This window comes from Ralstonia sp. R-29 (assembly GCF_049913345.1).
In the GTDB taxonomy this organism is placed as follows: Bacteria; Pseudomonadota; Gammaproteobacteria; order Burkholderiales; family Burkholderiaceae; genus Ralstonia.
Window position 1 is genome coordinate 705,316 of sequence record NZ_CP184377.1, and the last position, 12,222, is coordinate 717,537.

General features: G+C 65.1%; 7 protein-coding genes. 6 read left to right on the forward strand and 1 reads right to left on the reverse strand.

Translation table 11 applies throughout. The features are described 5' to 3' along the window. Positions 1-2: 2 nt before the first annotated feature. On the reverse strand, positions 3-1,304 hold the full coding sequence (gene hemL, locus ACN9M1_RS03360) for a glutamate-1-semialdehyde 2,1-aminomutase (RefSeq protein WP_426397373.1): 1,302 nt from the start codon (positions 1,302-1,304) through the stop codon (positions 3-5). A 211-nt stretch (positions 1,305-1,515) separates the two neighbouring features. Between hemL and ACN9M1_RS03365 the strand changes: the two genes are divergently transcribed. The 6 genes from ACN9M1_RS03365 to ACN9M1_RS03390 all read left to right on the forward strand — a co-directional run bounded on the left by ACN9M1_RS03365 (position 1,516) and on the right by ACN9M1_RS03390 (position 12,222). Next, complete coding sequence (locus ACN9M1_RS03365) at positions 1,516-1,701, forward strand: rubredoxin (RefSeq protein WP_021196743.1); 186 nt, start codon at positions 1,516-1,518, stop codon at positions 1,699-1,701. A gap of 361 nt (positions 1,702-2,062) precedes the next feature. After that, a complete protein-coding gene (locus tag ACN9M1_RS03370) occupies positions 2,063-2,491 on the forward strand; it encodes a response regulator (RefSeq protein WP_426397374.1) in 429 nt (142 codons plus the stop codon). A 46-nt stretch (positions 2,492-2,537) separates the two neighbouring features. Then, positions 2,538-2,906: a response regulator gene (locus ACN9M1_RS03375; protein ID WP_426397376.1), complete on the forward strand. Its 369-nt coding sequence runs from the start codon at positions 2,538-2,540 to the stop codon at positions 2,904-2,906. 44 nt (positions 2,907-2,950) lie between these two features. Next, entirely contained in the window at positions 2,951-3,496 is a 546-nt protein-coding gene (locus ACN9M1_RS03380) for a chemotaxis protein CheW (protein WP_426397377.1), read from the forward strand. Between the two features lie 248 nt (positions 3,497-3,744). Beyond that, positions 3,745-5,982: a methyl-accepting chemotaxis protein gene (locus ACN9M1_RS03385; protein ID WP_426397379.1), complete on the forward strand. Its 2,238-nt coding sequence runs from the start codon at positions 3,745-3,747 to the stop codon at positions 5,980-5,982. Positions 5,983-6,105: 123 nt separating this feature from the next. Next, on the forward strand, positions 6,106-12,222 hold the full coding sequence (locus ACN9M1_RS03390; RefSeq protein WP_426397380.1) for an Hpt domain-containing protein: 6,117 nt from the start codon (positions 6,106-6,108) through the stop codon (positions 12,220-12,222).

The window sequence follows — 12,222 nt, forward strand, 5'->3', positions numbered from 1 at the left end:
CCTTAAACTGCCTTGAACGCCTTCCGAGCCGCCTCAAACGTGGCATCGAGAATCGCATCATCATGCGTGGCCGACACAAAGCCCGCTTCAAACGCCGACGGCGCCAGATACACGCCTTGATCCAGCATCGCGTGGAAGAACGCATTGAAGCGCCCCACGTCGCTCTTGGTCACTTCAGCAAAGCTGGTCGGCACGCCTTCGCGGAAGTAGATGCCGAACATGCCGCCGACACTGTCCGCGGCAAACGGCACGCCGGCTTCGCGGGCGAGGTCGGACAATCCATCGACCAGCTTGCGCGTCTGCGCGGCCAGCTTGTCGTGAAAGCCCTCTGCCGCAATCAGGCGCAGTGTGGTCAGCCCGGCCGCCACGGCCAGCGGGTTGCCCGACAACGTGCCCGCCTGATACACGCTGCCCAGCGGTGCCAGGAAGCCCATGATGTCGCGCCGGCCGCCAAAGGCTGCCGCTGGCATGCCGCCGCCAATCACCTTACCCAGGCACGTCAGGTCCGGCGTGATGCCGTACAGCGACTGCGCGCAGCCGAGCGCCACGCGGAAGCCCGTCATCACCTCATCGAAGATCAGCACGGCGCCGTGCTCGGTACAGAGTGCGCGCATGGCTTGGTGGAATTCGGTGCTGCCACGCACGAGGTTCATGTTGCCGGCCACCGGCTCGACGATGACGGCGGCGATCTCCTTGCCATGGCGTGCAAACGCCTCGCGCAGCGCGGCCACGTCGTTGTAGGGCAGCACCATCGTGTGCTTGACCACGTCTTCCGGCACGCCAGCCGAAGATGGTGCGTTCTGCGTGGTATCGGCAAAGGTCAGCAGGCCGGAGCCGGCTTTCACAAGCAGGCTGTCGGCGTGGCCGTGGTAGCAGCCCTCGAACTTGATGATCAGATCGCGGCCGGTAAAACCGCGTGCCAGGCGCAGGGCACTCATGGTCGCCTCGGTGCCCGACGACACCAGCCGCACCTGCTCGATCGACGGCACGAGCTTGCAGATTTCCTCGGCCATGACGACTTCCGCCTCGGTCGGCGCGCCGAACGAGAAGCTATCCGCCGCCACCTTCTGCACCGCGCGGACCACATCCGGATGCGCGTGGCCGACGATCATCGGGCCCCACGAGCCGACGTAATCGATATAGCGCGTGCCGTCGGCGTCCCACAGATACGGGCCGGCTGCCTTGGCAATGAAGCGCGGCGTGCCCCCCACCGAGCGGAACGCCCGCACGGGCGAATTCACGCCGCCGGGGATGGTCTTCTGGGCACGTTCAAACAGGGCAGCGCTGCGGGAGGAGTTCGACATGGATGCGTTGGAAGCGAGGAGGGCCGCGCGGGATGCCGCAGCAGCATGGGGTTAAGGTCGATTGAGGCCGATTGTGCGGTGGTTTGACGCAGAAGCCGGTGGGATGCAATCAAACAACGTGCTCGCTGGGCGCCTGTTATGGCGCACGCGGGCGTGATTCGGTACCATCTGGCCTGCCATTTTAATAGACGGAACCACCCAGCTTTACCCTATGAGCGATACCAATACTGAACTCAAGACGTGGATGTGCCTGATTTGCGGCTGGATCTACGACGAAGAACAAGGCGCACCGGATGACGGCATCGCCCCCGGCACGAAGTGGGAAGACGTGCCCATCAACTGGACGTGCCCCGAGTGCGGCGCGCGCAAGGAAGACTTCGAAATGGTGCAGATCTGAGTCGGATCTGAGCCTGTCTCTCGTCGGCAAATGGGCGGCAAGTGAGCGGTCGCCCTCTTGCCGACAGCCAAATATCAAGAAGTGACGGCTCGATGACGCTCGTCGCTTCCATGCCACAAGCACCCGTCTGAGGGCCGTCGCATGAACGGCATCATTGACGGCGGATGGGTGACTTGTCACACTTCGTCAAATTCTGAGCTTCACACTTCATAAGCGGGCCGGGGGGCGTAGTTTTGAAGTCGTCGTCAGCGATGGCCTTTTCCCATAGGGAAGGCACGCTGCGCGGCGATTTGCCGCGATCCATCCGGTCAGAATGTCATGGCGACCCATGGTCGCCGTAGTCGCGTATGCCGAGAACAAGATGCAATCCGCGCGGGTGGAACAACTGACCGACTCCCAACCTCTGGCAAGCCCTCTTGCCGGCACCAAAGTGCTGGTGATTGACGATTCCAGCACCATTCGCCGTACCGCGCAGATCTTCCTCACGCAGGCTGGCTGCCAGGTTGTGCTGGCCGAAGATGGCTTCGACGCCCTGGCCAAGGTCGGCGATCTGAAGCCCGATCTCGTGTTCTGCGACATCCTGATGCCGAACGTGGACGGCTATCAGACGTGTGCGCTCATCAAGAAAAGCCCAAAATTTCATGCCACACCCGTGATCATGCTGTCTTCGCGCGACGGGATTTTTGACCGCGCGCGGGGCAAGTCGGTCGGGGCGGTGGACCACCTCGCCAAGCCTTTCACCAAAGAGGCGCTGCTGGAGGCGGTCCAGACGCATTTGCCGGCGGCATAAGCTGCCAGGCAATGACGGCATCTCTATCAATCGAAGGACTGTTTTTATGGCAATCAAGAAAGTGTTGGTGGTCGATGATTCCCCGACCGAAGCGCTGCACCTGTCGGAAATTCTCGGCAAGAACGGTTTCAAGGTGACGGTGGCTGCCGATAGCGATCAGGCCATGGCCAAGCTCGAAGCCGAGACCTTCGACCTGATCCTGATGGATGTGGTGATGCCGGGCCAGAACGGCTACCAGGCCACCCGCGCCATCAAGAAGGACGAGCGTTTCCAGAACATCCCCGTGATCATCTGCACGACCAAGGGGCTGGAAACCGACCGCGTGTGGGGCATGCGCCAAGGCGCGTCGGACTACATCGTCAAGCCGGTCAAGGCTGAAGAGCTGCTCGAAAAGATCGGCAAGCTGCCGCAGTAAGCGGCCATACGCAATCGCCCGGAATCGCCCGCAAGGCATCGCACATGACCGAAACCCGCTCGAACCTGACCTCCCGCCAGCGCCTGCATGAATACCAGGCGATGCTGGCACGCCGCCTGCAAGAGGCGCGCGCCAAGTCGTCGTCGGAAGGCTTTCTGGGGGTGCAGATCGGCGAGCACCACTGGCTGCTGTCGCTGACGGAAACGGGCGAAGTGCTGGACTACCAGGCGCCCGCGCGTGTGCCGCTGACGCAACCCTGGTATCTGGGCCTCGTGAATGCGCGGGGCACGTTGCTGGGTGTGATCGATCTTGGCCTGTTCTGCGGGGAGGCCGCGACGGCCGGCACCGCGGGCGCCAAGATCGTGGTGCTGTCCAAGGACCCGCAGCGCGCCTGCGCGATTCTGGTGCCGCGCGTGGCGGGCTTGCGCAGCCTGAGTGATCTGCAGCCGGCCGAGGCCGCCCCGGATGAGAACCGACCCTGGCAGGGCCGCGCCTGGCGCGATGCTCAGGGTTTGTTGTGGCGTGAATTGGATGTGCGCCAATTGCTGGCCGATCCGGCCTTCCTGCAGGTGGGCCGCAGCCGCGCATGATGGTGCGGCGCAAGTCGTCAGCAAATCAGCCGTTTAGTCTTTAGTCAGTTGCAGTACAGACCGGTGCCGCTCGATTGGCCCGGCAACGAACAAGAAAGATTGCGCGCATTCGCACCCGGAGCGAAACGCGCATAGGGGCAAGAGGTGCGGACCACACCAGGCAAGACAAGGTGTGGACGCGGATGGGAAATCCATGCGGCTGTTCTCGACAAGACGAGACAGTGGCATCGACAAAACAAGAGGGTCCTATGGGGTTCAAGTGGTTCAACGCGGGTCGCCGTGCCAAGAGCGAGGCAGGGGCGCCAGAGGTTGCCGTGGAGGGCGCATTGGCCGCCGCTTCCGTGCAGTTGGATGATCCGACCCGCGAGGATGACGACAATCCCGCTGGTGCGCCCACGCAATTGGGTCGCACCCCGGTCGACGCCATCGTTGGCTGGATGGAGCGCGTGCCGTTTGCCGCACAGCAGCGTGTGTTCACCATCGGCCTGGTGGTCGGCCTGCTGGCCCTGCTGATCTCGGTGTACCTGGATAACCGCCAGGCAAACAACGGCTCGGTGCAGATTGAAATTGCCGGTGACACGCTGATGCACTCGCAGCGTCTGGCCAAGGCGGTGCCGGTGGCGTTGCTGGGTAACACCAACGCCTTCGCCCAGCTCAAGGAAAGCCGCGCGCGCCTGCAAGAGAACCTGGATGCGCTCAAGAACGGCAACTCCGATCGCGGTGTGCGTGCCACGTCCGGCGGCGACGCTGAAGCGCTGCTGCAAAAGTCGATCGACGAGTGGAAGCGCAGCGACAAGAGCGCCCAAGCGGTGCTCGCGCAGGAAAAGACGCTGGTGGCGGTGGGTAAGACGCTGAACGTGTTCAACGCGTCCAACCCCGAACTGCTGGAAGAAGCCGAACAGATCTCGTCGATGAAGCTGCAGACCAACGCGCCGGCCCGTGAAGTGGCCGCCTCGTCGCAGCTGGTGATGTTGACGCAGCGTCTGGGTAAGAACATGAACGAGTTCCTGGCCGGTGAAGGCGTGAACCCGGAAACGGCGTTCCTGCTCGGTAAGGACACCAACACCTTCAATGAAACCCTGAACGGCCTGCTCAACGGCTCGGAAGCGCTGCGCCTGTCGCCGGTGACCGATCCGGAAACGAAGGGCTACCTGGTGGAACTGCAGTCGCGTTTCGACAACGTGCAGAAGACCACGCAGATCATTCTGGAAAACCTGCCGGGCCTGATTGCTGCAAAGCGCGCCCAGCAGCAGATCTTCAATGACAACGAAAAGCTGCGTGCCAACCTGTCGGAGCTGCAGTCTGCGTATGCGAGCAGCGTGCGTAACCGCCCGCTGACCCTGGGTGGGGTGGTGCTGTCGGCCATCCTGACCGTGGTCTGCCTGGCTGGCCTGGCTGCCCTGTACCTGCGCGATTCGCGCGTGCGTACGATGGAAGCAGAAGCCCGTCAGCGTGAAGCGGAAGAGCGCCGGATGGTGGAAAAGCGCAACAACGACAACACGCAGGCCGCAATTCTGCGCTTGATGAACGAGCTGCAGGACATCGCAGACGGTGACTTGACCAAGCAGGCCACCGTGTCGGAAGACATTACCGGCGCCATTGCTGACTCGGTGAACTACACCGTGGAAGAACTGCGCGAACTGGTGGGCCGGGTGCAGCAGACGGCCGAGCAGGTGACGCAGGCTTCGTCCGCAGTGCAGAGCACGTCGGAAAGCCTGGTGGCCGCATCGGAAGAACAGTCCCGCCAGATTCGCCAGACCGGTCAGTCGGTGGTGGAGATGGCCGACCGCATTACGCAGGTCTCGCGCGGCGCGGCGGAATCGGCCAACGTGGCACGCGCTTCGCTGGCCGCTGCCGAGCAAGGTCAGCAGGCTGTGCAGAACGCCATCACGGGCATGAACGACATCCGTGACCAGATTCAGGAAACCTCGAAGCGGATCAAGCGCCTGGGCGAATCGTCGCAGGAGATCGGTGAAATCGTGGAGCTGATCTCGGACATTACCGAGCAGACCAACGTGCTGGCACTGAACGCTGCCATCCAGGCGGCATCGGCTGGCGAAGCCGGTCGCGGCTTCTCGGTGGTGGCAGAGGAAGTGCAGCGCCTGGCAGAACGCTCTGCCGAGGCAGCCAAGCAGATCGGTGCGCTGATCCGCACGATTCAGACCGACACGCAAGACGCGGTGCACGCGATGGAGCGAAGCACGGCGGGTGTGGTGGAAGGGGCGAAGCTGTCCGATAACGCCGGTACCGCACTGGTGGAGATCGGCCGCGTGTCGCGCCAGCTTGCCGAACTGATTGAGAGCATCTCGCAGACGACCTCGCACGAAGCGACGCTGGCTTCCGACGTGGCGCAGAACATCGAACAGATTCTGCACATCACGGAACAGACGTCGACCGGTACGCGCCAGACCGCACAGTCGGTGCGCCAGCTCACGCAGCTTGCAGAAGAACTGCGTGACTCGGTGGCACGGTTCCGTATCGCCTAAGCTGCGACACTGCGTGACGTAACGGCGTCACGATCGACGCCGTCACTGGATTTCGGGCGGGAACGCCGAAGGGGCCAACCCCGGGCAATCGCGGCAACCGCCTCCTGCTTTTTGGAAGCACATATGCATCATCAATCTTCCGCGCAGCCCGCCCCGCCAGATGCTGCCTCGTTTGAGGCGGTGGGAGCCCCTGTGGCGCGTCAGAAGTCTGCCGTGCCGGCACGCGATCTTTCCGCGCTGGCCTGGGTAGCGCCCAACATGCGCGCCGCGCTGGACGACGCCGTGCGCGAGTTCGGCGAATACGTGGCCGATATCGTTGCCAACCCGGAAGTCATTGGCGCACGCGACACCACGTCGCTGCGTCTGGCCGGTCAATATCTGCACCAGGCCGCCGGCGCACTGCTGATCGTCGGCCTGCGCGGTATCGACGTGTACTGCCAGGCCGCCAAGCGGCTGCTCGATGCGGTCGATGCCGGCACCGTGCCGTCGGACATGCAGACGCTGGATGTATTCTCGCGCGCCGTGCAGGCGATGCAGGAATACGTGGCCGACCTGATGGCCGGCATGGCCGAAGAGCCGCTGCGCCTGTTCCAACCGTATCAAGCCGTGCTCGCCCGCCTGGGCGAAGAGCGCATTCACCCGGCTGACTTGTGGGCCGATGAGCTGCGCCACCTGCCGGCGCTCTTGCTGCCTTCGCGTGATCTGCCGGGCCTGGCGCGCTTGCGCCGCAAGTTCGAACTTGCGCTGCTGACCGCGCTGCGCGCACCGGCCGGCGAGGGCGCGCAAGCCGACCCCGCCGCCGCGGCAGCCGCCTATGCGCCGCTGGAGCAACTGCTGCACAGCATTCGCGCACTGGAACGCGAACCGCGCCGCACGGGTGATGACCTGCAGCGTGATCTTTGGCTCGTGCTGGCGCTGACTTTCGGCGCGCTGCGTGCGGGCCTCGTGCCTGTCGACATGACGGCCAAGCGCCTGGCCGCGCGCGTCAACCTGCTGCTGCGCCAGTACTCGCACAACAACATCCACCTGCCGCAGGGTCTGCTGACCGACGCGCTGTACCTGCTGGCGGGCATGGCTTACCACAACGCACCTGCTGCTCCGGTGGGCGACGACACGCTGGGGCCCGACATCGTCGCCTGCGTGCAGGCCTTTGCGATTCCGCCCACGCACGCACCCGCCGGTGCGCTGCATACGCGCCAGTACTACGCACTGCTGCCCGCCGATTCCAGCGACATGCTGCAACGCGTGGGCCGCACACTCGAAACGCTGAGCCAGCAACCATCGCCCGACGCCGAAGAGATCGACGCCGCGCTGCAGACGCTGGCCATGCACGCGCATGCGTTGGGTCAACCCGCACTGGCGGAGTTGTCATCACGCCTGACGGAAACGCGTGGCCACGACGTGGCCCCCACGCTGCAATTCCTCGCGCGCATGCTGGCTCGCCCCTGGGCGTTACATGGTGAATCTGGCGATTTGCGCAGCGCCTGGTTTGCTGCGCGCTGCAGCGAACTGGCCGCCCACGATGGCGACACTGCGCCTGCATGGCTCGCGCTGCTGGCCGACGAAACCGCACAACGCCGTGCGCGTGCCGAGCAGGTCCGCACGCTGCAAACGCAATTGGCTTCGGCCGAGACGCACCTTGACGCCTTTGAGCGCGAAGGTGAACAAAGCGGTGGCCTGCAAGAAGCCGCCCGACTGTTCGGCGAAATGCAGGGCACTTTTGCTGCGCTGGACGCATACGAAGCCGTGCACGCCACGGAAGTCGCGCAATCGACCATCGCCGCGCTGCAAGCCGCCGGCGTTGACGCGGTGGCCGACCGTGAGCGCTACCTCGCTGCGCTGGCCGCCAACGTCAGCGGGCTGCAGGGCCTGCTGGATGCGCTGTCTGCCGGCACCGAGCTGACCGGTGGACAGGTCGACGAGATCGTCATTGAAGGCAAGCTGACCCCGACCGAGCGCGAGACCGCTTGGCAGGCGTTCGCCTTTGATGTTGGAACCGGCATGCTGGTCCGCCGCGAAGCCCAAGCCGCTACGGAAATCGATGCGCATGCTGCGGATGCCGATGCGGCATCGCCGTTGCATGCCATGCTGGACCGCTTGCTGGCCAAGCAGCCCGTCGACCCAACCGACCCGCTGGCCGTTGAGTTGCGCACCGCGCTGCAGGAAGCCCGCGACGCCGCCGCCATCGACGATGACCCGGCGCGCCGCCGCCGTCTGGAAGAGGCGCTGGCCCAATTCGATGCTTGGCAGGCGGGCAGTGCAGGCGCGCTGGAGCGTATGCAAGCGGCGCTGGCCGCACCGGCCGCTGTGCCGGCCGCCGAATCCAGCGCTGCAACCTCTGCAGTTGTCGCGCGCGATACGCAATCCATTGATGCCGAGTTGCTCGACATCTTCCTGTCCGAAGCCGACGAAGTGCTGGCTGGCGTGCGTACGGATCTGCATGCCCTGCAAGCTGCCGCCGAAGCCGGCAGCGGCGGCGTGGCGACCGGCTCGGACCTGGATCTGCTCACGCAATTGCGCCGTGCCTTCCACACGCTCAAGGGCTCGGGCCGCATGGTCGGCCTTACGCGCTATGGCGAGGCTGCCTGGGCCATCGAACAGGTCATGAACGTGTGGCTGGCCGAGAGTCGTGTACCCAACCGCGATCTGGCTGCGCTGCTTACGCGTGCCGAATCCGAGCTGTCGACGTGGGCGGCCGCGATTGCCCAATCGCCGCAAGCCGATCACCCGATCGAACCGCTGGTCGCCGCTGCCGAACGCGTACGCCATGGCGGCCCGTTCGTGTGGCTCGAAACGTCGCACGCCGTGCAGGAAGCACACGCACCTGCCGAACATGTAGCGCCGGCAGAACCGCAAGCGCTGGCAGTCGAGGTTGCACCGCAGGAGCCGGCTGTCGAGCCGCACGAAGCGGCGACGCTCACGTGGGACGACGAACCCCCGCTGCCCGAAGTCGAAGCGCCGATGCCTGAGGCGACGGCACCCGCCATCGAACCCGAAGTCAGCGAGCCTGAGGCTGCAGAGCCGTTCGTGGAGCCGGTGGCCGAGCCCCCGGTCGAGCTCGTCACCGAGCCGATCATGGAAGCGGCGGCGATCGAACCCGTTGCCGAGCCTATTGCGGAGCCGGCCGAAGCAGTTGAAGTGGCCGAAGACGCTGTCGTTGAGCCTGTTGCCAACGAAGCGGAAACCGAAGTTGCAGCGGACGCCAAGGTGATTCCCTTCCCGTTCGCGCAGACCGGCGAGCAGGAAGAGGCACCGCACGACGATGGCGTGAAGGTCATCGGCCCGGTGCGGGTGAGTGTGGCGCTGTACAACGTCTACCTGCAGGAAGCGGATGATCTGATCCGCCGCCTGGGGGTGGATTTCTCGGAGTGGCGCCATGAAGGCCGCACGCCGCCGAGCGAGCTGGCCCTGCGTGCCGCGCATACGCTGCAAGGCAGTTCAGCCGTGGTGGAGTTGGAGCCCGTGCGCCAGTTGGCCGATGCGCTGGAACAGGTGCTGCTGAACCTGAACAGCCGCCCCGTGGCGATGCATCCGGGCGACTTCCGTCTGCTCGACCAGGCTGTTGAGCGCATGCGCGGCATGCTGCATCAGTTTGCTGCCAGCGTTTGGCCCGAGACCGACGAGCCGCTGCGCCGCAGCCTCGAAGAGTTGTGCGAACGCGTGCTGGTGCGTCCGCGCCTGCCGCTGGAGCCGGCGCCGCAAGTCTTTGTCGAAGCCGGTCAAGCCGAGAGCGAAACCGCTGGCCTGGCAGACGAGCCCGCTTTCACGCCCGCGCAAGACCTCGTGCCATTGACGCCGGTGTACGAGCCGCCTGTCGCTGAACCGGCGGTGGCTGAACTCGTGCGCCAGGCCCCGACCGACGCGCTGGACCCGGCGCTGCTGGAAATCTTCCTGGAAGAAGCGCACGCCGCGCTGCCCGAACTGGGTCAGCATCTGCGTGCGTGGGAAGCTGCGCCGCAAGACCGTAGCGCCTCTGGCCTGCTGCTGCGTAACCTGCACACCGTCAAGGGCAGTGCGCGCATGGCTGGTGCGATGACGCTGGGCCAGGTCGCCCACGAAATGGAAAGCGCCATTGTAGGCGGCCTGCGTCAGAACCGCGTGGACGACGCGCTGTTCCGCAAGCTCTACGTCTGGTTCGACCGCATCCAGGCGCACGTCGATGCGCTGGGCGCGGGCAAGGTGCTGCCGCTGGACGCCGGCCTGGCCGACGCTGCCGATGCGCCGCAGATGCCGGCAGATACACAGGCCTCCTCCGGCACGTCCATGCTGCCCGCGGTGGCCACCACGACGAGCGTTAATCTGACCGGTGCGCGCAGCCTTGAAGCCGAGGCCCTGGAAGTGGCCGAACGCCAGCGCGCCATGGTGCGGGTGCAGGCCCGTGCGCTCGATTCGCTCATCAACGATGCCGGCGAAGTCGGTGCCGCGCGTGCGCGTCTGGAATCGGAAGTCGATGCGCTCAAGACCTACCTGTCGGAACTGAACGACAACGTGGCGCGTCTGCGCTCGCAGGTGCGCGAGATCGAAATCCAGGCCGAAACGCAGATGGAGTCGCGCATTGCCGATGCGCAAGCGCACGCCGAAGCCTTCGACCCGCTGGAGTTCGACCGCTTCACGCGCCTGCAGGAACTGACGCGGATGATGGCCGAGTCCGTCAATGACGTGGCCACGGTGCAGCAGAACTTGTTCCGCGGTTTCGACCAGGCATCGCTCGACTTGGAAACGCAGGCACGCCTCACGCGCGGCTTGCAGCGCAGCCTGATGCGCGCGCGCATGGTGCAGTTCGATACCGTGGCCGATCGTCTGTATCGCGTCGCCCGCCAGGCCGCGTCGGAAACCGGCAAGGAAGTCCGCCTGTTCATCAAGGGCGGTACGGTGGAACTGGACCGCAGCGTGCTGGACCGCATGGGCGGTCCGCTCGAGCACATGATCCGCAACGCGGTTGCGCACGGCATTGAAACTGCCGACGAGCGCCGCGCCAAGGGCAAGGCCCCAGCAGGCGAGCTGACGCTCGAAGTGCAGCAGGAAGGCAACGAAGTCGTGCTGAACTTCGTCGATGACGGTGGCGGCCTCAACCTCGACCGCATCCGTGCCCGCGCACTCGAGCGCCAACTGCTGGCCCCCGACGAAGAGGCCAGCGATGCGCGCCTTACCGAGATGATCTTCACGCCGGGCTTCTCCACCGCCGATCAGGTGTCGGAGCTGGCCGGCCGTGGCGTGGGCATGGACGTGGTGCGTGCGGAGACGGTGGCGCTTGGCGGCCGCATCTCGCTGCAAACCACGCCGGATGTCGGCACGCGCTTCACGATTCACCTGCCGCTTACCACCGCAATTACGCAGGTGCTGCTGGTGCGCGTGGGCGAGCGCGTGTACGCAATTCCGTCGGGCATGATCGACCACGTGCAGCAACTGCGTCCGCAGGCGCTGGCCGAGGCCTACAACGCTGCGGCGTTGCAACTGCCTACTGCGTCTGGGGGCCCGGTGCCGTTCCATTACTTCGGCGCGCTGCTTGAAGAAGCACAGCCCGTGATGGGCGCGCGTAAGTACTCGCCCGCCGTGGTGGTGCGCAGCGGCGCCGACCGCGCAGCCGTGCACGTTGACGAAGTGATCGGCAACCGTGAAGTGGTGGTCAAGCACATTGGCCCGCACCTCGCACGTCTGGAAGGCATCGCGGGTGCGACCACGCTGGGTGACGGCGAGATCGTGCTGATCTACAACCCGGTGGTGCTCACGCAGCGCTTCGAGCGTGAAGCGGCCGCGCTGGGTTTGCCGCAGGGCGATCAGGAAACCACGGGCGCCGTGGCCGAGCTCTCGCGCAGCGGCAACACCGACGCGGTGCCGGGCCTGGCCACGCAGCCGATCGTCATGGTGGTCGACGATTCGCTCACGGTGCGCAAGGTGACGCAGCGTCTGCTGACGCGTTCGGGTTATCAAGCCGTGCTGGCACGCGACGGTGTGGATGCACTGCGTCAACTGCAGGAAGTCACGCCGGATGCGATGCTCGTCGACATCGAAATGCCGCACATGGACGGCTTCGACCTCACGCGCAACGTGCGTGCGGACGAACGCATCGGCGCCACGCCGATCATCATGATCACCTCGCGTACGGCGGACAAACATCGCCGTTACGCAGCGGAGATCGGCGTGAACGTCTACCTGGGCAAGCCGTACAACGAAGAGGAGTTGTTGCAGCATCTGCGCACACTCATCGGTGAACGCGCGCCGGCGGCCAAGGCGAGCTGA

Coding starts and splice junctions, on each gene's coding strand:
- hemL (WP_426397373.1), bottom strand. CDS start 1,304: ATGTCGAACTCCTCCCGCAGCGCTGCCCTGTTTGAACGTGCCCAGAAG.
- ACN9M1_RS03365 (WP_021196743.1), top strand. CDS start 1,516: ATGAGCGATACCAATACTGAACTCAAGACGTGGATGTGCCTGATTTGC.
- ACN9M1_RS03370 (WP_426397374.1), top strand. CDS start 2,063: ATGCAATCCGCGCGGGTGGAACAACTGACCGACTCCCAACCTCTGGCA.
- ACN9M1_RS03375 (WP_426397376.1), top strand. CDS start 2,538: ATGGCAATCAAGAAAGTGTTGGTGGTCGATGATTCCCCGACCGAAGCG.
- ACN9M1_RS03380 (WP_426397377.1), top strand. CDS start 2,951: ATGACCGAAACCCGCTCGAACCTGACCTCCCGCCAGCGCCTGCATGAA.
- ACN9M1_RS03385 (WP_426397379.1), top strand. CDS start 3,745: ATGGGGTTCAAGTGGTTCAACGCGGGTCGCCGTGCCAAGAGCGAGGCA.
- ACN9M1_RS03390 (WP_426397380.1), top strand. CDS start 6,106: ATGCATCATCAATCTTCCGCGCAGCCCGCCCCGCCAGATGCTGCCTCG.